Raw genomic sequence first — 26,545 nt, 5'->3', positions numbered from 1 at the left:
AGCAATAACCCATGCAGAACTACAAGAAGATCCTGCTGGCCGCGGCCGCTACCCTGGCATTCGGCACTGGTGCCGTCGCCGCTGACAAACTGAAGATCGGCACCGAAGGCGCCTACCCTCCATTCAACCTGATCGACGCCAGCGGCCAGGTCGGCGGCTTTGACGTGGAAATCGCCCAGGCCCTATGCGCCAAGATGAAAGCTGAGTGCGAAGTGGTGACATCGGACTGGGACGGCATCATCCCCGCCCTGAATGCCAAAAAGTTCGACTTCCTGGCCGCCTCCATGTCGATCACCGAAGAACGTAAAAACGCTGTCGACTTCACCGACCCCTACTACACCAACAAGCTGCAATTTATCGCGGCCAAAGACAAAGCCTTCAGCACCGACAAGGCTGCTCTCAAAGGCAAAGTGATTGGTGCCCAGCGCGCCACCATCGCCGGCACCTGGCTGGAAGACAACATGGCTGATGTCGTCGACATCAAGCTGTACGACACCCAGGAAAACGCCTACCTCGACCTGGCGTCCGGCCGTGTTGATGGCGTGCTGGCAGACAAGTTCGTGAACTGGGAATGGCTGAAAAGCGAAACCGGCAAAGGCTTCGAATTCAAAGGCGAGCCCGTTTTCGACAACGACAAGATCGCCATTGCCGTACGCAAGAACGATCCGCTGCGTGAGAAGTTGAATGCGGCGTTGAAAGAAATTGTCGCCGATGGCACGTACAAGAAGATCAACGACAAATACTTCCCTTTCAGCATCTATTGATCTGCTCAAGCCGCCCTTCTGGGCGGCTTGTTCGAGATACGCAACTCAAGATCTTCTGGGCTAGAGCCAGGCAAGGCGAAATCGCGGCGAACAGCGCAGCGTACTGTAGTACGTGAGCATGTGAGTCGCGGTTTCAACGCCGCATGGCCGACGACCAGATGATCGCAGGCGAACATATGATCTTTGATCTTCACGGATTCGGCCCCGCTCTATTGGCGGGCACCTTGATGACCATCAAGCTCGCCCTAAGCGCGCTCTGCCTGGGTCTGGTGCTCGGTCTACTCGGCGCGCTGGCCAAGACTTCTCCGCACAAGCCGTTGCAGTGGCTGGGCGGTACCTATTCGACCCTGGTGCGCGGGATTCCCGAGCTGCTGTGGGTGTTGCTGATCTATTTCGGCACAGTCAATTTGATGCGCAGCCTTGGCGAAGCCCTTGGCATTCCTGGTCTGGAGCTCAACGCTTTTGCCGCCGGCACCATCGCCCTGGGCCTGTGTTTTGGCTCGTACGCCACCGAGGTATTTCGTGGCGCGATTCTGGCCATTCCCCGTGGCCACCGCGAAGCCGGGCAGGCGCTGGGGCTGTCGAAGGGCCGCACCTTCTGGCGGATCATCCTGCCGCAGATGTGGCGCATCGCCCTGCCGGGCTTGGGCAACCTGTTTATGATTTTGATGAAGGACACTGCGCTGGTGTCGGTGATTGGCCTGGAAGAGTTGATGCGCCGCTCGCAGATTGCGGTCACCTCCAGCAAGGAACCCTTCACCTTTTTCCTGGTAGCAGCCTTTATCTATCTGGGCCTGACAGTGGTCGCCATGACCGCCATGTATTTTATTGAAAGACGCGCCAGCCGCGGCTTCGTAAGGAGCACGTGATGAACTGGGACGTCATTATCAAGTACCTGCCGCGCCTGTTCGACGGCGCGATTCTGACCCTGGAACTGGTGGCCTTCGCCGTCATCGCCGGGCTGATTCTGGCCCTGCCCATGGGCATTGCTCGCGCCTCGCGGCACTGGTATGTACGCGCCCTGCCCTATGGCTACATCTTCTTTTTCCGTGGCACGCCGCTGCTGGTGCAGCTGTTTCTGGTCTACTACGGCGCGGCGCAGTTCGATGCGGTACGGCAGGGGCCGCTGTGGCCGTACCTGCGTGATCCGTACTGGTGTGCGGTGCTGACCATGACCCTGCACACTGCCGCCTATATCGCCGAGATTCTGCGCGGCGCGATCCAGGCGGTGCCCAATGGTGAAGTCGAAGCGGCGCGCGCCTTGGGCATGTCGCGGGCGCAGGCCATGTTGCACATCATTCTGCCGCGGGCGGCGCGTATCGGTTTGCCGGCGTACAGCAACGAAGTGATCCTGATGCTCAAGGCCAGCGCCCTGGCCAGCACCATCACCCTGCTGGAACTGACCGGCATGGCGCGCACCATCATTGCCCGCACCTACCTGCCGGTAGAAATCTTCTTCGCTGCCGGGCTGTTCTATCTGCTTATCGCATTCGTGCTGGTGAAAGGCTTCAAACTGCTGGAACGCTGGCTGCGCGTCGACGCGACCCAAGCTCGCTAGAATAGGCACCCGCCCATGGACCAACCGGCCATGGGCAGCTTGCCGAAACTGCTGACCATGACCGATCCCACTGTGCTAACTGGCTCCGCCCTGCTGCCACGCTTCCAGGCGCTGGATAGCTTTCTGCTGCGCCATCAGCACCTGTGGCGACCACGGCCGTTCACCCATCTGCATTTGCCGTGGGAAAAGCAGCATCCGGAGTTGGCCATATGGCTGCGTAGCCGCTCGCTGGCTGATGCCGAAGCAGCCCATAACCATCCGCAGTTGCTGCAAGCGCCAGCACCCTTTACCGAGTTGGCGGCGCTGTCTACCGAGCTGGCGGCCGTCGGCGCTTTGCCAAACCACGACCGCGCAGCGCTGCCAGCCAATTTCGCTGTGGATATTCCGGGGCGCAAATGGCAGCAGATCCAGGCCTTCGCCAGTTGCCTGAGTTTCAGCCAACCGCCACAGCACTGGCTGGACTGGTGCTCGGGCAAAGGCCACCTGGGCCAACTGCTTGCCCAGGACGGCCTGCCGCTTACCTGCCTGGAATACGATCCGGCACTGGTCAACGCCGGCGCACAACTGAGCGCCCGCCGCGGCCTCAACAGCCAGCACATCGAACAGGACGTACTGGCCGCCGATGCCGCCACCCGTCTATACGCCGCGCACACTCCGGTGGCCCTGCATGCCTGCGGCGACCTGCATGTACGCCTGCTGCAACTGGCCAGTGCGGCCGGCTGTGGACAACTGGCAGTGGCACCCTGCTGCTACAACCGCATTGCCGGCAGCCACTACCAAGGGTTATCCACAGCGGCGCAAGCGTCGGATTTAAAGCTGTCGGTGGACGACCTGGGGCTGCCGTTAAGCGAAACCGTCACCGCCGGCGCACGCATTCGCCGCCAACGCGACAGCTCCATGGCCCGCCGCCTGGCGTTCGATTTACTGCAGCGGCAAGTACGCGGCAGCGATGACTACCTGCCCACGCCCTCGCTACCCGTCGCCTGGCTGCACAAAGACTTCGCCGATTACTGCCGCGATCTGGCAGCGCTCAAGGGCCTGCCCGCCTTGGCCAATCAGGACTGGGCACGGTTGGAACAACGCGGCTGGCAGCGCCTGGCCGAAGTGCGCAACCTCGAATTGCTGCGCAACCTGTTTCGCCGGCCATTGGAGATATGGCTACTGCTGGATCGCGCGCTGTTTTTGCAGCAACAGGGCTACGCCGTACGCCTTGGCCATTTCTGCGTAAGCCATGTCAGCCCACGCAACCTGATGCTTCTCGCAGAACGCCAATAGTTGCCCACACAATCTGTGGATAACTTTGTTGATAGTTTCTGGGCAACCTTGGCAAACGCATGCACGGCAAGGCCTGCAGAAATCTGTTTATTTTTTAATCATAAAGAAAAATTCAATAAAACCAGCTAGTTACCAACTTCTGTCAAGTAGCGCACGAAAATCGTCCCAGGCCAGGCGCTGCGCCTCACGATTGTGCATAAGCCTATTCCAGTTGCTCGCGCACCAACAAAAAACGACCGTATTTCAGGCCTTTACTCGACGCTTCTAATGGATATAATGGCGGCCCTGAAATGCCGGTATAGCTCAGCTGGTAGAGCAACTGACTTGTAATCAGTAGGTCCCGGGTTCGATTCCTGGTGCCGGCACCATATAAAACAAAGCCCCTGCAGAAATGCTGGGGCTTTGTTGTTTCTGCGTGCTTGTAATTCGTGGTGAGCCGAATAAGCTTTGTATTCGGCTCATAATCTGAGCCGAATACGCCTTCTATTCGGCTCAGGTGCGAAATGACGATGAACGATCAGCAATGGATTTGGCAGCAACCGGGTTGGCCGGCCTTTATCTGGCGAGAGGCACCGCTTGCCGAGGTATTGCGCCAATGCACCCATAGCCAGGGCCAACTGTTGGGGAAAATGGGCACGCTGGGTGATCAGCTCAGCCAGCAACGCATGCTCGATACGCTGCTGCAGAACATCATTACGTCCTCGGCCATTGAAGGCGAAGAACTGAATGTGGGCTCTGTGCGTTCATCCCTGGCGCGCCGTTTGGGGGTGGATGAACCTGAGGCTGGCCGCCGCACGGCGCGTAGCGACGGACTGGCCGATCTGATGCTGGATGCGACCCGGCAATATGCGCAGCCACTGAGCCTGACGCGACTACTGCAGTGGCATACCCACCTGTTCCCGTTTCAAGACAATCCGCTGCTGGGCAACCGCATTCGCGTAGGTGCCCTGCGCGGTGACGATCCGATGCAGGTCGTGTCCGGTAGGCTGGATCAGCCATTCGTTCATTTCGAAGCGCCGCCCCGAGCAGGTCTTGAGCAACAGCTGGCGCTATTCGTTGCCTGGTTCAACGAAGACTCGCGCAGTATCGATCCGCTATTGCGCGCCGGTATCGCGCATCTGTGGTTCGTCACCCTGCATCCATTTGATGACGGTAACGGCCGCCTGACCCGAGCCCTCACCGACCTCGCGCTGGCTCAATGCGAACACCAGGCGATTGGCTTCTACGCCATGTCGGCGAGCATTCTCGATAACCGCCAGGAGTATTACCGGGTTCTGGAACAAACCCAGAAAGACGGGCTGGATATCACCATCTGGCTGATCTGGTTTCTGCGCACTTTACTGGCCTCGATTGAGCGGGCCCTGGCCAGTATCGACGGCATTCTCGGCAAAGCCCGTTTCTGGCAACTGCACCGCACAGTGGCGCTGTCGACGGAGCAGTTAAAAGTCATCAACCGTCTGTTTGATGGTGGTGCCAAAGGCTTCGAAGGCGGAATCAGCGCTGCCCAGTATCAGGCCGTAACTCAGGTGAGCAAGGCAACGGCCACCCGGCACCTGGCCGATCTGGTGGAAAAAGGTCTGTTGGTGCAGCTACCTGGCGGCGGCCGGAGCACCCGTTATCAATTGAACGCGCATTGATCGGCCTCAGCCACCTCCCTAGTCCGACAGGATCATTTCGATATGACTTGAGCAGTTCCCGACTCACTCATAGCCAAGAGTCGCCTCCCCGAAGCATCACAGTAGTTATTGGCCATACTGAGGGGCAAACCCTTGGCTACCAGCCCGAAGGCCGCCCCATGAAACTGCTAATTGCCACACTGATGGTTGCTACAGCATTGCTCTCTGGATGCGCCCTTTATGCGAGTACGACCTTTCAACCGTACGAAACGAAAGACGGCACCTATGTAGGGCGGGGTGGCGCAAGGGAGACTATCGATGGCATCGATTTTTGGTCCAGCGGCGAACCACCTCGGAAATACAAAGTGATCGGGGTTATCACCGATAAGCGCGTAAACAATCCGATAACCATGGACGGCTTGAAAGGGGCCGTAGCGAGCAAGGCAAGGGAAGCTGGAGGCAATGCGGTCATCTGGGATGGCGAGTCTGTTCCTCAGGGTGACCATGCCAACTCTAAATTCGCCGTAATCAAATACCTTGATTAAACGTTTGCTCGCCAAGCCCTGTCAGTGAGGGCGCACATCGAGCACCAGAGGTGGCGCGTTCGCCCAAACTCATCCGCCGTTCTGGCGATTTTGCCCCAACAACTGATTGCAGTACTCATCCGTCACCTTTACCCGCTCCTGATCCCGCTGGGTGCGATCCTGGCCCATGGACAGCCGGCATTTGGCTTGTTCGCTAAGGTTCATGGCTTTGGGGAACGCTGCGGTGCCGGCTTGTTTGGGCAGGTCGGCGATTTCATCGCGCTGGTAGAGAATCCCGCCGCCACTGGCAGTGCGGGTGGCGGTGAAGCCAGGCGGAGCCGAGAGCACTTCAGCCTGGTCGGGCTTGTCCGCCAGCACCTCGCCTTGACTCAGCACCATAGCGGTGATGCCGCTGCTGATGACGCAGACCAGAACAAAAGGAATGACGATGGAGACAAATCGCATGGCTGCCCTCCTGGGCTGAGACGCCGGTACCAAGTACTAACAAGGCGACGGAATAAGCGCTCGACTTAAAGGAAGTTTCACCTTACGAACTTCACCTGCAGCGGCCATAGACCCAGGTCAATAGCGGCTCGGTCCTCACTCCTTAAAATCGCGCGCCCAAAACCAGTCAGGTGCCCCCACTATGCCCAGCCCTCTCGCCCCCGAACTGCTGTGCCCTGCCGGCACCTTGAAAGCCATGCGTTATGCCTTCGCCTATGGGGCCGATGCGGTGTATGCCGGGCAGCCGCGTTACAGCCTGCGGGTGCGCAACAACGAGTTCGACCATGCCCATCTGGCCCTCGGGATCACCGAGGCCCATGCCCAGGGCAAGCGCTTTTACGTCGTGGTCAACATTGCCCCGCACAACGCCAAGCTGCGCACCTTTCTCAAAGATCTGGCCCCCGTGGTGGCGATGGCACCGGATGCGCTGATCATGTCCGACCCCGGTTTGATCATGCTGGTGCGCGAGCACTTCCCGAACATGCCGATCCACCTCTCGGTGCAGGCCAATGCGGTGAACTGGGCCAGTGTGAAGTTCTGGCAGCAGCAGGGGCTTAGCCGGGTGATTCTGTCGCGCGAGCTGTCGCTGGAAGAAATCGAGGAAATCCGTCAGGCGGTGCCGGCGATGGAGCTCGAAGTGTTTGTCCACGGTGCCCTGTGCATGGCCTATTCCGGGCGCTGCCTGTTGTCCGGCTATATCAACCGGCGCGATCCAAATCAGGGCACCTGCACCAATGCGTGTCGCTGGCAGTACCAGGCCCACGAGGGGCAGGCGAATGAACTGGGGGAAATCGTTCGCCAGTGCGCCCCCACCCTCGGCCAAGGTGCCAGCACCGAGCGCCTGTTTCTGCTGGAGGACAACAGCCGGCCGGGCGAGCTGATGGAAGCCTTCGAGGACGAGCACGGCACCTACATCATGAATTCCAAAGACCTGCGCGCGGTGCAGCATGTGGAGCGTCTGGTGCAGATGGGCGTGCACTCGCTGAAGATCGAAGGCCGCACCAAAAGCCACTTCTATGTGGCCCGTACCGCCCAGGTATATCGCCAGGCCATCGACGATGCGGTGGCCGGCCGGCCCTTCGCCCCAGGGCTGTTCAGCGACCTCGAATCACTCGCCAATCGCGGCTACACCGAGGGCTTTTTGCGCCGCCATGTGCATGATGAATATCAGAATTATCAACACGGCAACTCCCGCGCCGAGCGCCAACAGTTCGTTGGCGAACTGACTGGACAATGGCGCGGCGAACTGGCCGAAGTGCGGGTGAAAAACCGTTTCGCCGTGGGCGATCGCTTGGAACTTATGACCCCCCAAGGCAATCACTCCTTCTCGCTGAACGCGCTGGAAAACCAGGCAGGCAATGCCATCGCCGTTGCACCGGGAGACGGCCATGTGCTGTATCTTCCGCTGCCGAATAAGGCCGATAGCCGCTACGCCTTGCTGATGCGCCACCTCGACGGCGCGGTCTGAAGGCTTGCAGCCTTTCTGCTGATTGCAGCTCGTCTGACCAGCCCATGGCCCCAGGCCAGTTGGCCGCAACGTTGCACAGCCAGAACCATCGTCAGAACAGCCAGTTGTCTCGAGACTGAAACGGTCATCGAGTTCAGGCAATTTTTAGCAATAAGTTTTATTGCAAAAGGCGTCTAAAACGCACCGTTCAGCAGATAGCCTGGCACTTTGCGACTAGCGTTTCGACAGGGCCATTCGCGCCAACTAGCGTTTTCTCAAGCGTTCTCGAAATTCAATGAAAGGGGGTAGACCATGAACCGACTCGTCAGCACTACAACCCTGCTGTTTCTGCTCGGAGCGGGAACCTTAAGTTCGCAGACGCAGGCAGCCGCGACGCTGGTGCGCTCGGCCGACTTTATCAATGCCACCGGGGTGAACCTGCACATCAGCCAGGGCTCTTCGAACTACGCGCAAATGCCCATGGTAATCAGCAATATGAACTACCTGGGCATCGTCAACGCCCGTGATAGCTACAACCCGTTCTGGGGCAGCCCGCCCTACAGCTACTACACCACCCTGGCCAAGGCCGGCGTGAAGTGGAACTACATCAGTGCGGTGGGCGGCACGAAGTCGCCCACTACCATCGCCACCTTCCTGGCCAATATCAGTACGGTGGAAAAAGCCGTTCCGGGTTCCACCCTGGCGGTGGAAGGCCCCAACGAGATCAACAACTTCCCCCTCACCTGGCAGCCGGACGGCACCAAGGGGCTGCCGGCCGCGTTGTCGTTCCAGAAAGAGCTGTACACGCAAACCAAGGCGTTGGAGCTGTTCAAGAATGCCAAGGTGTTCTACTTCACCGGCTACAACGCCGGCGGCATTCCCAAAGGTCCGGACCCTTCCACCACCCCGGGGCTGGCCGACTACAACAACCAGCACCCCTACCCGGCAGCCGGCCAGCCGCCCACCAAGTATGTGAAACGCACCGTGCTGGGTAATACGCCGGCGGGTGCCGGGCCGGCGGTGTATACCGAAACCGGCTATCAATCGCCGAAAACCAGCGCCCAGGCCAGCGCGGCCTGGCTGCTGAGCATTCTGGCCAACAGCGTGTATAACGAAATCTACCGCACCTATATCTATCAGCTGATGGACGAAGGCGACGGCTACGGCTTGTTCGCCAAAGCCGACAATGCGCCGACACCCGCGGCAGTGGCCTGGCACAACCTCAACACCATCCTGCTCGATTCCACACCCACCGCCTCGACCTTCGCTCCGACCAAACTCATCCCCTTTTCCGCCGTAGGCTTGCCGCCCACCGGCCGATTCCTCGCCGTGCAAAAGAGCAACTACGAAACCAATATCCTCGTCTGGGCTGAGCCGGACTCCTTCCCCGGCCCCTCGGCACCGGTCACCGTCAACCTGGGCTCCACCCAGGCCACAGTGAATATCTACGATCCGCTGATCGGCACCGAACCGGTTCAGGCCCTGCGCAACGTCAACGCGGTGCAGGTCAACCTCACCGACCACCCGATGATCATCCAGATACCGGCCTCCACCACCCTGCTGAAAAAAGCCAACCTGCTGTAACCCTGCAGCGCATTACCCCCCACGCCGGCGCAGGCAAACTGCGCCGGCGTTTTGCTAGCCGCCCCGCCGCTTGCGCCCTCAGCCCGGATGAAGCGGGCAATCAGACTTGCTTCTTCCGGGGGCTGCCGACAAGCTATGCGCCTGCGAACCCACAAGGCCACTTGGCATGCGAATTCTGATCACTGGCGGTGCGGGCTTTATTGGCTCGGCGCTGATTCGCCATCTGCTGCAAAACACCGAGCATCAGGTGCTCAACCTCGACAAACTGACCTACGCCGGCAACCTCGAATCCCTCGCCAGCGTTGCCGGGCACCCGCGCTACCGCTTTGCCCAGCTGGATATCGTCGACCAGCCTCAAGTGCGCGCGCTGCTCGATGAGTTCCAGCCCGAAGCGATCATGCACCTGGCGGCCGAGTCCCATGTCGACCGTTCCATCGACGGTCCATCGGCCTTTATCCAGACCAATATCGTCGGCACCTACGCCCTGCTCGAAGCCACCCGCGGCTACTGGCAGAGCCTGAGCGAAGCGGCCAAACAGGCTTTTCGTTTTCACCATATTTCCACCGACGAGGTGTACGGCGACCTGCATGGCGTCGACGACCTTTTCACCGAAACCACCCCCTACGCCCCCAGCTCGCCGTACTCGGCCAGCAAGGCCGCGTCCGACCACCTGGTCCGCGCCTGGCAGCGCACCTATGGCCTGCCGGTGCTGATCACCAACTGCTCGAACAACTACGGGCCGTATCACTTCCCGGAGAAGCTGATTCCGCTGGTGATCCTCAATGCCCTGGATGGCAAGCCGCTGCCGGTGTATGGCAACGGTGCGCAGATCCGCGACTGGCTGTTTGTCGAAGACCACGCCCGTGCCCTGCTCAAGGTAGTCACCGAAGGCACAGTGGGCGAAACCTACAATATCGGCGGCCACAACGAGCAGCAGAACATCGACGTGGTGCGTGGCATCTGCGCCCTGCTGGAAGAGCTGGCACCGAACAAACCGGCCGGCGTCGAGCGCTATGAACAGCTGATCACCTTCGTCAAAGACCGCCCCGGCCACGACCTGCGCTACGCCATCGACGCCAGCAAGATCGAACGCGAGCTAGGCTGGGTACCGGAAGAAACCTTCGCCACCGGCCTGCGCAAAACCGTGCACTGGTACTTGAACAACCTCGACTGGTGCCGTCATGTACAAGACGGCAGCTACCAACGCGAACGCCTGGGCGCCACTTCGGAGTAACACGCATATGAAAGGAATCATTCTCGCCGGCGGTTCCGGCACTCGCCTGCACCCCATCACCCTCGGGGTGTCCAAGCAGCTCCTGCCGATCTACGACAAGCCGATGGTGTACTACCCCATCTCGGTGCTGATGCTCGCCGGCATCAAGGACATCCTGCTGATCTCAACCCCCCACGACCTGCCGCAGTTCGAAAAAATGCTCGGCGACGGCAGCCAGTTCGGGGTCAACTTCAGCTACGCGGCGCAACCCGCTCCGGACGGCCTGGCTCAGGCCTTTCTGATTGGCGAAGAATTTATCGGCGATGACTCGGTGTGCCTGATCCTTGGCGACAACATCTTCCACGGCCAGCACTTCACCGAGCAGCTGCAAAGCGCCGCCAGCCATGCCAAAGGTGCCACCGTGTTCGGCTACTGGGTAAAAGACCCCGAGCGCTTTGGCGTGGTGGAGTACGACGCCGACGGCAAAGCCATTTCCATCGAAGAAAAACCGGCCAAACCGAAATCCAGCTACGCCGTCACCGGCCTGTATTTCTACGACAACGACGTGGTGCAGATCGCCAAGGCGGTGAAACCTTCGCCCCGAGGCGAGCTGGAAATCACCGACGTCAACAACGCCTACCTGCAACGCGGCGACCTGCGGGTGGAGCGCTTCGGCCGTGGTTTCGCCTGGCTCGACACCGGCACCCACGACAGCCTGCTGGAAGCCTCGCAATACGTGCAAACCATCGAACACCGCCAGGGCCTGAAAGTCGCCTGCCTGGAAGAAATTGCCTTCCAGAACGGCTGGATCGATCGCGAGCAGCTGCTGGTGCAGGCCAAAGCCTTCGGCAAGACCGGCTATGGTCAATACCTCTATCGCTTGGCAGGAGAGCAGGCGTGAAGGTTATCCCCACCCAGATCCCCGATGTACTGATCATCGAACCGAAAGTGTTTGGCGATGAGCGCGGCTTTTTCTACGAAAGCTTCAATGCCCAGGCCTTTAAAGCGGCCACCGGGGTCGACTGCCAGTTCGTCCAGGACAACCACTCGCGCTCCCAGCGCGGCGTGCTGCGCGGGCTGCACTACCAGATCCAGCAAGCCCAGGGAAAACTGGTGCGCGCCAGCGCCGGTGAAGTGCTGGATATCGCAGTCGATATCCGCCGCAGCTCGCCCACCTTTGGCCACTGGGTCGGCGTGCTGCTTTCGGCCGAAAACAAACGCCAGCTCTGGGTACCCGCAGGCTTTGCCCATGGCTTTGTGGTGCTCAGCGAAACTGCCGAGTTCCTGTACAAAACCACCGACTACTACGCCCCCGCCCACGAGCGCTGCATTCGCTGGGACGACCCGACCCTGGCCATCGACTGGCAGCTCGGCGAAGCGCCGCAGCTGTCGGGCAAAGACCAGGCCGGCGTCCTGTTCAACGACGCGGAAATGTTTCCATGACAGCGCCGCTGAAAGTGCTGATCACCGGCCGTAACGGCCAGGTTGCCCAGGCCTTGCTCAACAGCCTGCAGGGCCTGGGCGAGCTGATCTGCCATGGCCGCGCCGAGCTGGACCTGGCCAATGCCGAGGCCATCCGCGCCCAAGTGCGGGCCCTGCGCCCGAACCTGATCATCAACGCCGCCGCGTACACCGCCGTCGACCAGGCCGAAAGCGAAGCCGACCTGGCCTTCGCCATCAACGCCACAGCTCCCGGCGTGCTCGCCGAAGAAGCCAAGGCCCTGGGTGTGCCGCTGATTCACTACTCCACCGACTATGTGTTCGACGGCAGCAAAACCGCGCCCTATCAGGACGACGATCAGCCGCAACCGCTGGGCGTGTACGGGCACAGCAAACTGGCCGGCGAACAGGCGATTCGCACCGTCGCGGGCCAGCACCTGATTCTGCGCACTAGCTGGGTGTACTCCCGGTATGGCCGCAACTTTCTGCTGACCATGCAGCGCCTGCTGCAAGAGCGCGACGAACTGCGTGTGGTCAGCGATCAGATCGGCGCACCCACCTGGGCCGGCACCATCGCCAGTGCCACCCGCGCCCTGATCGAGCAATGGCAACACGGCCAGGCCGGCCCCTGGGGCACCTTTCACCTCACCGGCCAGGGCGAAACCTCCTGGTTCGGCTTTGCCAGCGCCATTGGCGAACACCTGAAGGCCGCCGGCAAACCCTGTGCACGCCTGGTGCCGATTGCCAGCAGCGACTACCCGACGCCGGCGCAGCGCCCGCTCAATTCGCGGCTCGACTGCGCGCGCCTGCAAGCGGCCTGGAGTATCCACCTGCCAGACTGGCAAGCGGCGCTCGCCGACTGCCTGCGCGATGCCCACTGACTCGCCCCTGCGGCGTCCCCGCTGGCGCAGCCTGCTGCTGCTGGCGGCGCTGCTGGCACCCTTGTTGTGGCCACTGCAACAGCTGGCCGAGCGTTACTACAGCGACGACCTGATCGAACAAAACCGCCAGACCCTCGACCTCTACGTCGCCAACCTGCTGGGTAGCCTGCGCCGCTACGAAGTGTTGCCGCCGATCCTCGGCGACCTGCCGGCCCTGCGCGGCGTGCTGGCCCACCCGCAGAACCTGGATGCCCAAGTGCGCGCCAACCAGCTGCTGGAAGAAGTGCGCGGCGAAACCGGTGCCGACTCCATCTATTTGATGGACGCCGATGGCACCACCCTGGCGGCCTCCAACTGGCGCCAGAGCGACAGCTTTGTCGGCCGCAACTTTGCCTTTCGCCCCTACTTCCGCGAAGCCATTACCGGGCACCTGGGGCGCTTCTTCGGCCTGGGCACCACCTCGGGCAAACGCGGCTACTACTTCGCCTCGGCCGTCAAAGAAGGCGACACCGTGATTGGTGCGCTGGTGGTCAAGGTGGACCTGGACACCACCGAAACCCTGTGGGGCAACACCCCGGAACAGCTGCTGGTTACCGACGGCAATGGCGTGGTCATCCTCACCTCGCGCGCCGACTGGCGTTTTCGCGCCAGCCGCCAATTAAGCGAGCAGGAACGCCGCGAAATCGCCGCCAACAAGCCCTACCCCACCCTTGAACCGCAGGCCCTGAAACTCAAGCGCAAGGCCTGGATCATCCAGAGCCGTAACCTGGCCGAAACCGGTTGGACGGTAAGCATCCTGGCCCCCGCCGAACAGGTGGCGCGGCCGGTGCAAACCGCCGTGGCCGTTGGCGGTGCCACCTTGCTGGTGCTGATTCTGCTGCTCGGTCTGATGATGCAGCGCCGCCGCCATTACCTGGAACGCATCGCCATCGACGCCCGCGCCCGCCGCGAGCTGGAAATTCGCGTACTGGACCGCACCCGCGATCTGGAAACCCTCAACACCCGCCTGAAAAACGAAGTACTGGAACGCGAACACGCCCAACAGGAACTGCTGCGCGCCCAGGACGAACTGGTGCAGGCCGGCAAACTGTCGGCCCTGGGCACCATGTCGGCAAGCATCAGCCACGAACTCAACCAGCCGCTGGCGGCGATCCGCAGCTACGCGGAAAACGCCAGCGTACTGCTCGACCACCAACGCACCGACGACGCCCGTGGCAACCTCAAGCTGATTGGTGAACTGACCGGGCGCATGTCCTCAATCATCGCCCACCTGCGCGCCTTCGCCCGCCGCGACCGCCACGCCCCGGAAAGCGTGGCCCTGCAACCGGCGCTCGACGATGCCCTGGCGCTGCTGGCCAAACGCCGCCGGGCCATGGATGTGGAACTGATCCGCGACCTGCCCGACGCCACCCTGTGGGTGCAGGCCGGCGAAACCCGCCTGCGCCAGGTGCTCGGCAACGTCTTGGCCAACGCCCTCGACGCCCTGGTGGAAAAAGCCCCGCCGCGGCGCATCTGGTTAAGCGCCATCAGCCATGAGCAAGGCGTGCTCTTGAGTATTCGCGACAACGGCCCGGGCTTTTCCGCCGAAGCCCTCACGCGCGCCCGTGAACCCTTCTTCACCACCAAGACCAGCGCCCAGGGCCTGGGCTTGGGCCTGGCCATCTGCGAAACCCTGATGCGCGCCCTGGATGGCGAACTGCGCCTGGCCAACCACCCCGAAGGCGGTGCCGTGCTCACCCTGTACCTGCGCGCCGCCGCGCCGGGCGTTACCCAACAACCCTCCGAGGACCTCAGCGCATGACCGACAGCACCTTCGACAGCCGTGCCCAGGTGCTGCTGATTGACGACGATCCGCACCTGCGCCAAGCCCTCAGCCAAACCCTCGACCTGGCCGGCCTGCAAGTCTGCAGCCTGGCCAGCGCCAAGGGCCTGGCCGGGCAGATCGGCCGCGACTGGCCGGGGGTGGTGGTCAGCGATATCCGCATGCCCGGCGTCGACGGCCTGGAACTGCTCAGCCAACTCCACGAACAAGACAGCGAACTGCCGGTGCTGCTGATCACCGGCCATGGCGACGTGCCCCTGGCCGTGCAAGCCATGCGCGCCGGTGCCTATGACTTTCTGGAAAAACCCTTCGCCAGCGACGACCTGCTCGACAGCGTGCGCCGCGCCCTGGCCGTGCGCCGCCTGGTGCTAGACAACCGCAGCCTGCGCCTGGCCCTGGCCGACCGCCAGGAACTCTCGGCACGCCTGGTCGGGCAGTCGCCGAGCATGCTGCGCCTGCGTGAACAGATCGGTGCCCTGGCGGCCATCAACGCCGACGTGCTGATCCTTGGCGAAACCGGCACCGGCAAAGAGGTGGTGGCCCGCGCCCTGCACGACCTGTCGAACCGCCGCAACGGCCCGTTTGTGGCGATCAACGCCGGTGCCCTGGCCGAATCGGTGGTGGAAAGCGAGCTGTTCGGTCACGAGCCGGGGGCCTTTACCGGCGCGCAAAAACGCCGCATCGGCAAATTCGAATTCGCCAACGGCGGCACCCTGTTCCTCGATGAAATCGAGAGCATGAGCCTGGACGTGCAAGTAAAACTGCTGCGCCTGCTGCAAGAGCGGGTGGTCGAGCGGTTGGGCGGCAATCAACTGATTGCCCTGGATATCCGCGTGATCGCCGCCAGCAAGGAAGACCTGCGCCAGAGCGCCGACCAGGGCCGCTTCCGCGCCGACCTGTATTACCGCCTGAACGTGGCACCGCTGCGTATTCCGCCACTGCGCGAACGCAACGAAGACGCCCTGCTGCTGTTCCAGCACTTTGCCGAAGCCGCCAGCGCCCGCCACCACTTGCCGGTGCGCGACCTGCAACCCGGGCAGCGCGCCACCCTGCTGTGCCACACCTGGCCAGGCAATGTGCGCGAACTGCAGAACGCCGCCGAGCGTTTTGCCCTGGGTTTGGAGTTGTCGCTGGAAGGCGCCAGCAGTGAGCAGCCGGGCATCGTCACCAGCACGGCTGGCGGTTTGAGTGAACAGGTGGAAGCGTTCGAACGCGCATTGATCGCCGCCGAACTGGCGCGCCCGCACAACTCCCTGCGCAGCCTCGCCGAAGCCCTCGGCCTGCCCCGCAAAACCCTGCACGACAAACTGCGCAAACATGGCTTGAGTGCCAATCAGGAAGATGGCGAGTAAGACGGCAAAGCGCCGTTTGCAGGAAATCGCAGCTGAACCCGAGCGCCGGCCGGCCGCATAACCCCGTAGGAGCGGCTTCAGCCGCGATGCTTTTGCTCTTGTAGGGTGGGTTGAGCGCAGCGAAGCCCAACTGGAAACCTGCAAGTAAGCAGGTTGGGCCGGCCCGTATTGGCTTCGCCGAACGCGGCCCGACCCAACCTACGGTTACGCCGCTTTCGCCTTGGCCCGCACCGCCACCAGACAGGCCGCCACCAGGGCATTGGCCATTTCCAGCAGGTATTGGGCGGTATTACGGCCAGCGTCGTTATCCAGGCTGTCGGTCATCAGCAGCCGGGTAACGCCATCCAGCAGGATCACGGTCTGTTCCAGCGCATCGGTCAGCGGCACCTCGGCATTTACCGAAAACACCGGTATATCGTCGGGTACACAGAAGGTTTGCGGTTGGGTGGTTTTCATCACAGCACCTCCCGATTCAGGACAGGAGGATGGGGGGTAAGAGTATTTGGGTACGTCATGTCATATCTCTCTATTGAAATGCAGAGAGCTGCCAGACATCGCCGTCAAACGAAGGGAGGCAGCTATACGCGGGTTGACGGACCGGGGAGAGATACGAAAACCCGGCGCACCCGAAGATGCCCCGCGTACAGCCGCCATAAAGAACAAACCAGCAGCCGAGTATCAATCCATAGGGCCGTCAAACCCGATCGCTGAACCATTCAGCGACGGCCTGGACTATGCCGCCCCAAGGAAAACCCCGACAAGCCAGCTCCCGCCGACAAGCCCGTAGGCAGCACGACGCACCGGGCGAGCATAGCCCGTAGGAATAATCACGCCAACGCCCACGCGCCACCCCGCTCGCCCGGCACCACCACTGGTTTGAAGCCCCGCACACCGCCGGTACGCAAAGACCTTTCCTACGCAATTGAAAGCACCAATCCCGCCAGCCAGCCGGAACCAAACGACATAAACCCCAGCACCACATTGCCGAAGCTTGCCGCTTCATTTTTCCCGCAGGTGGTGTCATGAAATCCCTTCCGTTTTCCCGCTCCCCCCTCGCCCAGGCGCTCTTCCCGTGGCACCTGATTCCCGCTGCTGTTCTCTCCACGCTCACCCTTCTCGCCGCCCAGCCCGCTGGGGCGGTGATGATGGATTTGGGTAATTTGCCGAACGGTACAGACACCGTGAATGCCACGGCCATCAGCGGCGATGGCCAGGTGGTGGTGGGGTTGGTCGGGACTCAACCGTTCCGCTGGACGGCTGACAAGGGGATGAGCACGTTACCGGCAGCGCTTGCCGGCGCGACTATCTACGCAACCAGCAGCGATGGGCGCTTTATCGTCGGTAGATTGGCCAACACCTCTTTTCGCTGGGATGCTACCAACGGGCTGCTCAAACCATCTCCTCAAAATGACGACGCTGCCACCGGTATCAGTGACGACGGTAGCGTGGTAGTGGGCTACACCTACGCCGCTAGCACTCAAGCCTATCGCTGGACCCAGGCGGGCGGCGTACAACTGTTAGGCACCCTGGGGGCCGCATACTCTAGGGCGCATGGCGTAAGTGGCGATGGCACTGTCGTCGTCGGTGATAGCGTGATCCGGGGTAGTTACTCCATTAAGCACGCCTTCCGCTGGGATTCCGCCAGCGGCACCATGACCGATCTCGGCGGCTTGCCGGGCTATACCGACAGCTCCGCCAAAGCCGCCAACCGCAATGGTTCGGTGGTCGTCGGCACCAGCACCTCGGCGACCGGCGACGAAGCCTTTCGCTGGAGTACCACCAAAGGTATGCAGGGTTTGGGCACCTTGGGCGGTACCTCCAGCAGTGCCAGCGATGTAAACGCCGATGGTTCGGTAGTGGTGGGTACCTCCACCCAGGCCGACAATGCCGCCCGCGCCTTCCGCTGGACTGCCGCTTCTGGCATGACCAACCTGGGCGTATTGAGCGGTGCCACCACCAGTGCCGCCACCGGCGTGAGCGACGATGGCCGCACCGTAGTCGGCACCAGCGGCGCTCGCGCCTTTATCTGGAAAGACGCCACGCCAATCGTGCCAGAGGCCGGCTTGCCGGATTCCTCCCCCTCTATCGGCGTGATGCAGGATCTGGTCTACCTGCAAAGCTCCTTGATCACCAGCGCCGACACCGTCAACCACCTGATCAGCAGCCAGAATCGTCGCCTGGGCGACCTCAACCAAAGCCACTGCCAACCCGGCGCGGCCCAACGCTACTGCCTGGGCCTGGACGCCACCGCCTACCGCGGCGAAGCCAGCAGCAATGGCAACCAGCACAACCTGCAATTCGCCGGCGGCATGCGCCTGAACGAGCACTACTCGGTAGGCGCCAGCGCCAGCCTCGGCGGTGCCGAGCTGGATGTGCAAAACGCCGAACAACGTAAGGCCTATGCCCTGGGCCTGTGGACCGCTTACCAGCAAAACCTCGACAACACCGGTTGGGGCGGCAGCGCCAGCGTGGCGGCCGGCACCAGCAACAACAGCTTCGAACGCGGCGTAGACCTCAGCGACGTACAACGCGCCCAAGCCAAGCTGGATATGCGCAGCAGCGCCGTGCGTATCGCCGCCAACTACGGCCTGCAGCTGGGCACTTCGCTGGTCACCCCGGAAATCGCCCTGAGCCATCTGCGCGGCGAACAGGACGGTTTTACCGAACGCAATGTGGCCTTTCCGCTGACCATCGACAGTTCGCGCAGCACCGACACCTACGCCACCCTCGGCGTACGCAGCGCCACCCCGGTCAACGCCAAAGGCACCCTGCACCTGAGCCTGGCGGTGGATACCTTGATTAACGAAGACACCCCGGCCATCGAAGGCAGCTCCAGCGTGCCTGGGCTAACTCGTTTTACCTACGCCAGCAGCCTGGATAAACGCCGCGTGGTGCCTACCGCCATGGCCGGTTATAGCCATGCCATCGATGCCAACTCCACCCTGGGTGGCGGCGTGCAAGTGGCCACTGCTCAGTACCAGGGCGAGCGGGCGGTGTTTGGCTTGGGGGTGCAGTATCGGTATGCGTTTTAACCTGAGCGTTTGATGTTTCCAGGAAATCGCGGCTGACCGGAGCGCCGGTTTAGCCGCGATGCTGTTAAAAAACGATTCAAAACTGCCCCTCAGCAGCCGCCGACTCCCGCAATTTATGACCCTTTCCACCCGCCTTTATACCTATTCGAAATTAACGCTATAGCCAGATAGCACCAGACTCAGCAGTAGCTTCTAGCCAGTCCTAAAGCCCCATACCGCCCGTCCTTGCGCATTCGGGAATCCCGTCTAGCTTTCATCTGGCAACGCCACAGCGGCGTATGCAAACGCTTAAGTTCGAGTGTTTAGAGCGCTATCGCCAGGTTCCGTCCCGTTCCACGTACCCAGAGACGCTCAACATGGACAGTTAGCAAGCTCTTGATTCAGGTCATCCATCTACCCGTCTAAGCGTGCGTAGATTCCTGTAACTACATAAAGCCAAGGATGCACACCATGTCCGAATCCGCTCACAAACTCCGTTTAGGTGCGTTGGTCGCGCTGGTCGTAGGGTCGATGATTGGCGGGGGGATTTTCTCCTTGCCGCAAAACATGGCCGCCAGTGCCGATGTCGGCGCCGTTCTCATCGGCTGGGCCATCACCGCCGTCGGCATGCTGACGCTGGCGTTTGTGTTCCAGACCCTGGCCAACCGCAAACCCAATCTCGATGGCGGTGTGTACGCCTACGCGAAAGCCGGTTTCGGCGACTACATGGGTTTCTCTTCCGCCTGGGGTTACTGGATCAGCGCCTGGCTGGGTAACGTCGGCTACTTCGTGCTGCTGTTCAGTACCCTGGGTTACTTCTTTCCGGTGTTTGGCGAGGGCAATACCCTGGCAGCCATCATCGGTGCCTCGGTGGTGCTGTGGGCGGTGCACTTTCTGGTGCTGCGCGGGGTAAAAGAAGCGGCGTTTATCAACCTGGTGACCACGGTGGCCAAGGTGGTGCCGCTGCTGCTGTTTATTCTGATCGCCTTCTTCGCGTTCAAACTGGACATCTTTACCGCCGATATCTGGGGCTTGAAAAACCCTGATCTGGGCAGCGTGATGGACCAGGTGCGCAATATGATGCTGGTCACCGTCTGGGTGTTTATCGGTATCGAAGGCGCGAGCATTTTCTCCGCCCGCGCCGAGAAACGTTCGGATGTCGGCAAGGCCACCATCATCGGTTTTATCAGCGTGCTGCTGATTCTGGTGCTGGTGAACGTGCTGTCCCTGGGGATCATGACCCAGCCGGAGCTGGCCAAGCTGCAGAACCCGTCCATGGCGGCCGTGCTGGAGCATGTGGTGGGCCACTGGGGCGCGGTGCTGATCAGCGTCGGGCTGATCATTTCGCTGGTTGGTGCCCTGCTGTCGTGGGTGCTGCTGTGTGCGGAAATTCTTTTCGCTGCCGCCAATGACCACACCATGCCGGCCTTCCTGCGCAAGGAAAACGCCAACCACGCGCCGGTGAATGCGCTGTGGCTGACCAACGCCATGGTGCAGATATTCCTGATCATCACCCTGTTCTCGGCCAGTACCTACCTGTCGCTGATCTACCTCGCCACCTCGATGATTCTGGTGCCATACCTGTGGTCGGCGGCCTATGCCCTGTTGCTGGCGGTGCGCGGTGAAACCTATGAGCAGGATGCCAAGGATCGCAACAAGGACCTGATCATCGCTGCTGTGGCCACCATCTATGCCGTATGGCTGCTGTATGCCGGTGGCACCAAGTACCTCCTGCTGTCGGCACTGCTGTATGCGCCCGGCGCCTTTCTGTTCGCCAAGGCCAAACGGGAAATTGGCCAACCCATTTTCACCCAGCTCGAAAAAGGCATTTTCGCTCTGGTGGTTATCGGTGCCCTGGTGGCGGCCTACGGCCTCTACGACGGCTTCCTGACCCTTTGATTTGTGACTGTTTGAAAGGAGAACTGCCATGTCCAAAGTAAAACTCGGTGTCCATTCCGAAGCGGGCAAACTGCACAAGGTGATGGTTTGCTCCCCGGGGCTGGCGCATCAGCGGCTGACCCCGAGCAACTGTGATGAGCTGCTGTTCGACGACGTGCTGTGGGTAAGCCAGGCCAAGCGCGACCATTTCGACTTCACCACCAAGATGCGCGAGCGTGGCGTCGAGGTGGTGGAGATGCACAACCTGCTGGCCGAAACCGTTGCCAACCCTGAGGCACGCAGCTGGATTCTGGATCGCAAGATCACCGCCAATCAGGTCGGTCTGGGCCTGGTCAATGAAGTTCGTTCCTGGCTGGAAAGCCTCGAGCCACGCGCGCTGGCCGAGTACCTGATCGGCGGCGTATCGGGTGGCGATCTGCCGGACAGTTTCGGCGGCAAAGCCATCGAAATGTTCCGCGGCTACCTGGGCGGTTCCAGCTTTATCCTGCCGCCGCTGCCAAACACCCAGTTCACCCGCGACAACACCTGCTGGATCTACGGCGGGGTCAGCCTCAACCCTATGTATTGGCCCGCACGCCGGCAGGAAACCCTGCTGGTGAGCGCTATCTATAAATTCCACCCGGACTTCCTCAACGCCGACTTCAAGGTCTGGTACGGCGACCCCGACAAGGACCACGGCGCGTCTTCCCTGGAAGGCGGCGACGTGATGCCGATCGGCAATGGCGTGGTGCTGGTGGGCATGGGCGAACGCACCACCCACCAGGCCATCGGCCAATTGGCGCAGTCGCTGTTCGCCAACAAGGCAGCGGAGCGGGTGATCGTTGCCGGCCTGCCGAAATCCCGTGCGGCTATGCACCTGGATACCGTGTTCAGCTTCTGCGACCGCGACCTGGTAACGGTGTTCGCCGAAGCCGTGGACGCCATCGTGCCCTTCAGCATCCGCCCCGATGGCAATCGTCCGGATGGCCTCGATGTGCGCCGCGAAGACCAGCACTTCATCAAGGTGGTGGCCGAAGCCCTGAAACTGAAAGAACTGCGCGTGGTGCCTACCGGCGGCAACACCTTCGAAGCCGAACGCGAACAGTGGGATGACGGTAACAACGTGGTGGCCCTGGAACCGGGGGTGGTGGTCGGTTACGACCGCAATACCTACACCAACACCCTGCTGCGCAAGGCCGGTGTCGAGGTGATCACCATCAGCGCCGGCGAACTGGGCCGGGGCCGTGGCGGTGGCCACTGCATGACCTGCCCGATCATTCGCGACCCTATCGATTACTGAGTTCCGCCTCCCTATGTGCCGCCGCCCTTTTGCGGCGGCACCGCAGATCAACGCTTGTACAGGAGTTTGAAAAATGGCGTTCAACATGCACAACCGCAACGTACTCAGCCTGATGCACCACACTCAGCGTGAGCTACGTTTCCTGCTCGACCTTTCCCGCGACCTGAAACGCGCCAAATACACTGGCACCGAGCAGCAGCACCTGAAGCGCAAAAACATCGCGCTGATCTTCGAAAAAACCTCTACCCGCACCCGCTGCGCCTTCGAAGTGGCGGCCTATGACCAGGGGGCCAGCGTTACCTATATCGACCCCTCGTCGTCGCAGATCGGCCACAAGGAAAGCATGAAGGACACCGCCCGCGTACTCGGCCGGATGTTCGATGCCATCGAGTACCGTGGCTATGGCCAGGAGATCGTTGAAGAGCTCGCCGAATACGCCGGGGTACCGGTGTTCAACGGCCTGACCGCCGAATTCCACCCCACCCAGATGATCGCCGACGTGCTGACCATGCGTGAGCACAGCGACAAGCCGCTGCATGACATCAGTTACGCCTACCTGGGCGACGCCCGTTACAACATGGGTAACTCGCTGCTGATGATCGGGGCCAAGCTGGGCATGGATGTGCGCATCGGTGCCCCGAAAGCGCTGTGGCCAAGCCCTGAGTTCGTTAAAGAGTGCCAAGGCTTTGCCGAGGAAAGCGGTGCCCGCATCACCCTCACCGAAGACCCGCTGGAAGCCGTCAAGGGCGTGGACTTTATCCACACCGACGTGTGGGTTTCCATGGGCGAGCCGGTGGAAGCCTGGGACGAGCGCATCAAGCAGCTGCTGCCCTATCAGGTGAACACCGAGATGATGAAAGCCTCGGGTAACCCACGGGTGAAATTCATGCACTGCCTGCCGGCGTTCCATAACAGCGAAACCAAGGTCGGCAAGGATATCGCCAGCCGTTATCCGCACCTGGCCAATGGCGTGGAAGTGACCGAAGACGTGTTCGAGTCGCCGGCCAACATTGCCTTCGAGCAGGCGGAAAACCGCATGCACACCATCAAGGCGATTCTGGTCGCGGCGATGGCCGATATCTGATCGCGCGCGGCGCGCCAGCCCTGGCTGCCGCGCCGCTCCTCCTGGTTATTTCAGGCTCTTTATCTAAGGAGAACGCTCATGCGCATTGTCGTCGCCCTGGGTGGTAACGCCCTGCTGCGCCGTGGCGAACCCATGACTGCGGACAACCAACGGGAAAACGTCCGCATCGCTGCCGAACAGATCGCCAAGATCGCCGCCGGTAACCAACTGGTCATCGCCCATGGCAATGGTCCGCAAGTGGGCCTGTTGGCCCTGCAAGCGGCTGCCTACACCTCGGTCAATCCCTATCCGCTGGATGTACTGGGGGCCGAAACCGAAGGCATGATCGGCTATATGATCGAACAGGAGCTGGGCAACCTGCTGCCCTTCGAAGTGCCCTTCGCCACCCTGCTCACTCAGGTGGAAGTGGACGCCAACGACCCGGCCTTCAGTAACCCGACCAAACCCATCGGCCCGGTGTATTCGAAAGAAGACGCCGAACGCCTGGCTGCCGAAAAAGGCTGGAGCATTGCCCCCGATGGCGACAAGTTCCGCCGCGTGGTAGCCAGCCCCCGGCCGAAACAGATCTTCGAGATCCGCCCGGTGAAGTGGCTGCTGGAGCACGGCACCATTGTGATTTGCGCCGGTGGTGGCGGTATTCCGACCCGCTACAACGCCGCCGGCAAACTTGAAGGCGTGGAAGCGGTGATCGACAAGGACCTGTGCTCGGCGCTGCTGGCCGAGCAACTGGATTCCGAGCTGCTGGTGATCGCCACCGACGTGGCGGCCACCTATGTGGACTGGGGCAAGCCCACGCAGAAAGCCATTGCCGAGGCTCACCCGGATGAACTGGAACGCCTGGGTTTTGCCGCCGGCTCCATGGGCCCGAAAGTACAGGCTGCCTGCGAGTTTGCGCGCAATACCGGTAAGGTCGCGGTAATTGGCTCGTTGGCGGATATCGAGGCCATTGTGCAAGGCAAGGCCGGGACCCGTGTGACCACTGCCAATCCGGGACTTAGTTACCGCTGATTCTCGCCTCCCACCGTCGTTCCTGCGTAGGCAGGAACCCAGAATGCTGAAGCGTTCGACGCTGTTCGTCCGACACGCGATTCTGGATTCCCGCCTGCGCGGGAATGACGGAGTATTTGGGCCGCTCCCCGTACTCCTGCAATAAACCCTACGCCCGCTATCACCTCCTGCGTACAGACGCTTGACGACCAACAACCTTGCCGTCGACAGTGACTCACAAGTCACAACCCGCGTCAGCATAGTCTCTCGATCACACGAGCCCACTTCGTGGGCCGCTCTTCATCATTTCTAGTGATCGGCTATTGGCCAAGTATTTTCAGGAGCGTGCGCTAGTGTCTCGACTTCCAGTCATCGTAGGGTTTGGTGGGTACAACGCCGCGGGCCGCAGCTCTTTTCACCATGGTTTCCGGCGTACCGTCATCGAGTCGATGGAGCCCGCCGCACGTCAGGAAACCCTGGTGGGCCTGGCGGTGATGATGAAGCTGGTCAGTCGGGTAGACGGTGCCTATCAGGACCACGCTGGCAAAACCCTGAGCAGCGCTGAAATCGAACAGCACTTTGCCGCGCAGATTCTGCAATCCACCCTGGTACGCCGCATCGAGAAACAACACCTGGACCCCGACGCCGTGCACTGGCAGAAGAGCCTGGAAGTCGACACCAACGCCGCTCAACCACTGACCTTCACCACCCAGCGCAAACAATTGCCCGAGCCGCTGCCGGCCAACTGGGCGGTGGAAGAGCTGCAAGACAAGCAGGTGCAAGTCACTATTCATGGCAGCTGCGAATTCAAGGTGGATAGCTACCGCGCCCTCAGCGTGAAATCTGCTGGCCAACTGCCGACCGGTTTTGAACCCAGCGAGCTGTACAACTCGCGCTTTCACCCGCGCGGCCTGCAGATGTCGGTGGTCGCCGCCACCGACGCCCTGCGCTCCACCGGCCTGGACTGGCAGACCATCGTCAGCCATGTGCAGCCCGATGAAGTGGCGGTGTTCTCCGGCAGCATCATGAGCCAGCTCGACGAAAACGGTTTTGGCGGCCTGATGCAGTCACGCCTCAAGGGCCAGCGGGTGTCCGCCAAACAGTTGCCGCTGGGCTTCAACAGCATGCCCACCGACTTTATCAACGCCTATGTGCTGGGCAGCGTCGGCACCACCGGCAGCGTCACCGGTGCCTGCGCGACCTTCCTCTATAACCTGCAAAAAGCCATCGACGTGATCAACGCCGGCCAGGTGCGGGTAGCCATTGTCGGTAACAGCGAAGCGCCGATTCTGTCCGAGTGCATCGAGGGTTACAGCGCCATGGGCGCGCTGGCCACCGAGGAAGGCCTGCGCCTGATCGAAGGTCGCGACGACGTCGACTTCCGCCGCGCCAGCCGCCCCTTTGGCGAGAACTGTGGTTTTACCCTGGCCGAGTCTGCCCAGTACGTGGTGCTGATGGACGACGCCCTGGCTCTGGAGCTGGGCGCCGATATCCATGGTGCGGTGGCCGATGTGTTCATCAATGCCGATGGCTTCAAGAAATCCATTTCCGCCCCGGGCCCGGGCAATTACCTGACCGTAGCCAAGGCCGTGGCCAGCGCGGTGCAGATTGTTGGCTTGGAAGGGGTGCAGAAACGCAGCTTTATTCATGCCCACGGCTCCAGCACCCCGGCCAACCGCGTGACCGAATCGGAACTGCTCGACCGTGTTGCCGCCGCATTCAATATCGACAGCTGGCCGGTGACGGCGGTGAAAGCCTTTGTCGGCCACTCCCTGGCCACGGCCAGCGGTGATCAGTTGATCTCGGCGCTGGGCACCTTCAAGTACGGCATCATCCCCGGCATCAAGACCATCGACGCGGTGGCCCCGGACGTGCACCAGCAGCACCTGGCCATCGCCACCCAGGACCGCCGCCTGGGGGCCGAGCAACTGGACGTGTGCTTTATCAACTCCAAAGGCTTTGGCGGCAATAACGCCAGCGGCGTGATCCTGGCCCCGCATGTGGCCGAACGCATGCTGAAAAAGCGCCATGGCGACGCCGCGTTTGCCGCCTACAGCGCCCGCCGCGAACAGACCCGCGCCAACGCCGAGGCGTACAACCAGCGCGCCCTGAATGGCCAGTTGGACATCATCTACAACTTCGGCCAGGACATGATCGAAGACCAGGCGATCGAAATCAGCGCCGAGCAGGTGCGTATTCCGGGCTTTAGTCAGCCGCTGGTGTACAAGAAGGATGAGCGGTTCAAGGACATGCTCTAAAAACCCTCACAATCCATAGGAGCGGCTAAAGCCGCTCCTATGGATTG

Annotated in this window: 22 protein-coding genes and 1 tRNA gene; 21 read left to right on the top strand and 2 right to left on the bottom strand. The window is 61.5% G+C overall.

Annotation, left to right across the window (positions count from 1 at the left end):
• Positions 1-11: 11 nt before the first annotated feature.
• The 7 genes from ACVW0Y_RS02980 (at position 12) to ACVW0Y_RS02950 (ending at position 5,758) form a co-directional block, all read left to right on the top strand.
• Positions 12-764, top strand: coding sequence for an ABC transporter substrate-binding protein (locus ACVW0Y_RS02980; protein ID WP_457435958.1), 753 nt, complete (start codon positions 12-14; stop codon positions 762-764).
• Between the two features lie 176 nt (positions 765-940).
• A complete protein-coding gene (locus tag ACVW0Y_RS02975) occupies positions 941-1,633 on the top strand; it encodes an ABC transporter permease (RefSeq protein ID WP_457435957.1) in 693 nt (230 codons plus the stop codon).
• On the top strand, positions 1,633-2,322 hold the full coding sequence (locus ACVW0Y_RS02970; protein ID WP_457435956.1) for an ABC transporter permease: 690 nt from the start codon (positions 1,633-1,635) through the stop codon (positions 2,320-2,322). Before ACVW0Y_RS02975 ends, ACVW0Y_RS02970 begins: the two co-directional genes overlap by 1 nt.
• Positions 2,323-2,379: 57 nt before the next feature.
• Positions 2,380-3,597, top strand: coding sequence for a methyltransferase (locus tag ACVW0Y_RS02965; RefSeq protein WP_457436316.1), 1,218 nt, complete (start codon positions 2,380-2,382; stop codon positions 3,595-3,597).
• A gap of 292 nt (positions 3,598-3,889) precedes the next feature.
• Positions 3,890-3,965, top strand: a tRNA-Thr gene (locus ACVW0Y_RS02960).
• Between the two features lie 141 nt (positions 3,966-4,106).
• Positions 4,107-5,234, top strand: a complete 1,128-nt coding sequence (locus ACVW0Y_RS02955) for a Fic family protein (RefSeq protein ID WP_457436314.1) — start codon at positions 4,107-4,109, stop codon at positions 5,232-5,234.
• Between the two features lie 158 nt (positions 5,235-5,392).
• Positions 5,393-5,758 (top strand): hypothetical protein, encoded by a 366-nt coding sequence (locus tag ACVW0Y_RS02950; RefSeq protein ID WP_457435955.1) that lies wholly within the window; start codon positions 5,393-5,395, stop codon positions 5,756-5,758.
• 69 nt (positions 5,759-5,827) lie between these two features.
• Here ACVW0Y_RS02950 and ACVW0Y_RS02945 read toward each other — a convergent pair whose 3' ends face one another.
• On the bottom strand, positions 5,828-6,202 hold the full coding sequence (locus tag ACVW0Y_RS02945; protein ID WP_457435953.1) for a hypothetical protein: 375 nt from the start codon (positions 6,200-6,202) through the stop codon (positions 5,828-5,830).
• Positions 6,203-6,383: 181 nt separating this feature from the next.
• On the opposite strand from ACVW0Y_RS02945, the gene trhP reads away from it, so the two are divergent.
• From trhP to ACVW0Y_RS02905, 8 genes are all read left to right on the top strand, one after another.
• The gene (trhP, locus tag ACVW0Y_RS02940; protein ID WP_457435952.1) at positions 6,384-7,709 is read left to right on the top strand and encodes a prephenate-dependent tRNA uridine(34) hydroxylase TrhP; all 1,326 of its coding nucleotides are present in this window, start codon (positions 6,384-6,386) and stop codon (positions 7,707-7,709) included.
• A gap of 291 nt (positions 7,710-8,000) precedes the next feature.
• Positions 8,001-9,272, top strand: a complete 1,272-nt coding sequence (locus ACVW0Y_RS02935; protein WP_457435950.1) for a hypothetical protein — start codon at positions 8,001-8,003, stop codon at positions 9,270-9,272.
• A gap of 166 nt (positions 9,273-9,438) precedes the next feature.
• Positions 9,439-10,506 (top strand): dTDP-glucose 4,6-dehydratase, encoded by a 1,068-nt coding sequence (gene rfbB / locus ACVW0Y_RS02930; RefSeq protein ID WP_457435949.1) that lies wholly within the window; start codon positions 9,439-9,441, stop codon positions 10,504-10,506.
• A 7-nt stretch (positions 10,507-10,513) separates the two neighbouring features.
• Positions 10,514-11,386: a glucose-1-phosphate thymidylyltransferase RfbA gene (gene rfbA, locus ACVW0Y_RS02925; protein WP_457435948.1), complete on the top strand. Its 873-nt coding sequence runs from the start codon at positions 10,514-10,516 to the stop codon at positions 11,384-11,386.
• Positions 11,383-11,928: a dTDP-4-dehydrorhamnose 3,5-epimerase gene (rfbC, locus tag ACVW0Y_RS02920; protein ID WP_457435947.1), complete on the top strand. Its 546-nt coding sequence runs from the start codon at positions 11,383-11,385 to the stop codon at positions 11,926-11,928. Before rfbA ends, rfbC begins: the two co-directional genes overlap by 4 nt.
• Positions 11,925-12,806, top strand: coding sequence for a dTDP-4-dehydrorhamnose reductase (gene rfbD / locus ACVW0Y_RS02915; protein WP_457435946.1), 882 nt, complete (start codon positions 11,925-11,927; stop codon positions 12,804-12,806). The genes rfbC and rfbD overlap by 4 nt, the downstream gene beginning before the upstream one ends.
• Positions 12,796-14,607 carry a sensor histidine kinase gene (locus ACVW0Y_RS02910; RefSeq protein ID WP_457435944.1) on the top strand — a complete coding sequence of 604 codons (1,812 nt, stop codon included), beginning with the start codon at positions 12,796-12,798 and terminating at the stop codon, positions 14,605-14,607. Before rfbD ends, ACVW0Y_RS02910 begins: the two co-directional genes overlap by 11 nt.
• A complete protein-coding gene (locus ACVW0Y_RS02905; RefSeq protein WP_457435942.1) occupies positions 14,604-15,980 on the top strand; it encodes a sigma-54-dependent transcriptional regulator in 1,377 nt (458 codons plus the stop codon). Before ACVW0Y_RS02910 ends, ACVW0Y_RS02905 begins: the two co-directional genes overlap by 4 nt.
• Before the next feature lie 204 nt (positions 15,981-16,184).
• Here the strand turns inward: ACVW0Y_RS02905 and ACVW0Y_RS02900 are convergent, their stop codons facing one another.
• Positions 16,185-16,436: a DUF3077 domain-containing protein gene (locus ACVW0Y_RS02900; RefSeq protein ID WP_457435940.1), complete on the bottom strand. Its 252-nt coding sequence runs from the start codon at positions 16,434-16,436 to the stop codon at positions 16,185-16,187.
• Positions 16,437-17,002: 566 nt separating this feature from the next.
• On the opposite strand from ACVW0Y_RS02900, the gene ACVW0Y_RS02895 reads away from it, so the two are divergent.
• From ACVW0Y_RS02895 to ACVW0Y_RS02870, 6 genes are all read left to right on the top strand, one after another.
• Positions 17,003-19,012, top strand: coding sequence for an autotransporter domain-containing protein (locus ACVW0Y_RS02895; RefSeq protein ID WP_457435939.1), 2,010 nt, complete (start codon positions 17,003-17,005; stop codon positions 19,010-19,012).
• A gap of 450 nt (positions 19,013-19,462) precedes the next feature.
• Positions 19,463-20,890 (top strand): arginine-ornithine antiporter, encoded by a 1,428-nt coding sequence (gene arcD / locus ACVW0Y_RS02890; RefSeq protein WP_457435938.1) that lies wholly within the window; start codon positions 19,463-19,465, stop codon positions 20,888-20,890.
• A gap of 28 nt (positions 20,891-20,918) precedes the next feature.
• Entirely contained in the window at positions 20,919-22,169 is a 1,251-nt protein-coding gene (arcA, locus tag ACVW0Y_RS02885; RefSeq protein ID WP_457435937.1) for an arginine deiminase, read from the top strand.
• A gap of 73 nt (positions 22,170-22,242) precedes the next feature.
• Positions 22,243-23,253, top strand: coding sequence for an ornithine carbamoyltransferase (locus tag ACVW0Y_RS02880; protein ID WP_457435935.1), 1,011 nt, complete (start codon positions 22,243-22,245; stop codon positions 23,251-23,253).
• 78 nt (positions 23,254-23,331) lie between these two features.
• Complete coding sequence (gene arcC, locus ACVW0Y_RS02875; RefSeq protein WP_457435934.1) at positions 23,332-24,261, top strand: carbamate kinase; 930 nt, start codon at positions 23,332-23,334, stop codon at positions 24,259-24,261.
• A gap of 332 nt (positions 24,262-24,593) precedes the next feature.
• Complete coding sequence (locus ACVW0Y_RS02870; RefSeq protein ID WP_457435933.1) at positions 24,594-26,498, top strand: beta-ketoacyl synthase; 1,905 nt, start codon at positions 24,594-24,596, stop codon at positions 26,496-26,498.
• Positions 26,499-26,545 lie beyond the last annotated feature (47 nt).

Source organism: Pseudomonas sp. TE3786, from assembly GCF_054057335.1.
Note: the sequence above shows the minus strand (reverse complement) of the source record. Positions and strands in the feature narration are given on the sequence as shown.

Excerpts from the sequence above, each read along its gene's own strand:
- ACVW0Y_RS02980 (WP_457435958.1), top strand. The coding sequence starts at position 12 with ATGCAGAACTACAAGAAGATCCTGCTGGCCGCGGCCGCTACCCTGGCA.
- ACVW0Y_RS02975 (WP_457435957.1), top strand. The coding sequence starts at position 941 with ATGATCTTTGATCTTCACGGATTCGGCCCCGCTCTATTGGCGGGCACC.
- ACVW0Y_RS02970 (WP_457435956.1), top strand. The coding sequence starts at position 1,633 with ATGAACTGGGACGTCATTATCAAGTACCTGCCGCGCCTGTTCGACGGC.
- ACVW0Y_RS02965 (WP_457436316.1), top strand. The coding sequence starts at position 2,380 with ATGACCGATCCCACTGTGCTAACTGGCTCCGCCCTGCTGCCACGCTTC.
- ACVW0Y_RS02955 (WP_457436314.1), top strand. The coding sequence starts at position 4,107 with ATGAACGATCAGCAATGGATTTGGCAGCAACCGGGTTGGCCGGCCTTT.
- ACVW0Y_RS02950 (WP_457435955.1), top strand. The coding sequence starts at position 5,393 with ATGAAACTGCTAATTGCCACACTGATGGTTGCTACAGCATTGCTCTCT.
- ACVW0Y_RS02945 (WP_457435953.1), bottom strand. The coding sequence starts at position 6,202 with ATGCGATTTGTCTCCATCGTCATTCCTTTTGTTCTGGTCTGCGTCATC.
- trhP (WP_457435952.1), top strand. The coding sequence starts at position 6,384 with ATGCCCAGCCCTCTCGCCCCCGAACTGCTGTGCCCTGCCGGCACCTTG.
- ACVW0Y_RS02935 (WP_457435950.1), top strand. The coding sequence starts at position 8,001 with ATGAACCGACTCGTCAGCACTACAACCCTGCTGTTTCTGCTCGGAGCG.
- rfbB (WP_457435949.1), top strand. The coding sequence starts at position 9,439 with ATGCGAATTCTGATCACTGGCGGTGCGGGCTTTATTGGCTCGGCGCTG.
- rfbA (WP_457435948.1), top strand. The coding sequence starts at position 10,514 with ATGAAAGGAATCATTCTCGCCGGCGGTTCCGGCACTCGCCTGCACCCC.
- rfbD (WP_457435946.1), top strand. The coding sequence starts at position 11,925 with ATGACAGCGCCGCTGAAAGTGCTGATCACCGGCCGTAACGGCCAGGTT.
- ACVW0Y_RS02910 (WP_457435944.1), top strand. The coding sequence starts at position 12,796 with ATGCCCACTGACTCGCCCCTGCGGCGTCCCCGCTGGCGCAGCCTGCTG.
- ACVW0Y_RS02905 (WP_457435942.1), top strand. The coding sequence starts at position 14,604 with ATGACCGACAGCACCTTCGACAGCCGTGCCCAGGTGCTGCTGATTGAC.
- ACVW0Y_RS02900 (WP_457435940.1), bottom strand. The coding sequence starts at position 16,436 with ATGAAAACCACCCAACCGCAAACCTTCTGTGTACCCGACGATATACCG.
- ACVW0Y_RS02895 (WP_457435939.1), top strand. The coding sequence starts at position 17,003 with ATGAAATCCCTTCCGTTTTCCCGCTCCCCCCTCGCCCAGGCGCTCTTC.
- arcD (WP_457435938.1), top strand. The coding sequence starts at position 19,463 with ATGTCCGAATCCGCTCACAAACTCCGTTTAGGTGCGTTGGTCGCGCTG.
- arcA (WP_457435937.1), top strand. The coding sequence starts at position 20,919 with ATGTCCAAAGTAAAACTCGGTGTCCATTCCGAAGCGGGCAAACTGCAC.
- ACVW0Y_RS02880 (WP_457435935.1), top strand. The coding sequence starts at position 22,243 with ATGGCGTTCAACATGCACAACCGCAACGTACTCAGCCTGATGCACCAC.
- arcC (WP_457435934.1), top strand. The coding sequence starts at position 23,332 with ATGCGCATTGTCGTCGCCCTGGGTGGTAACGCCCTGCTGCGCCGTGGC.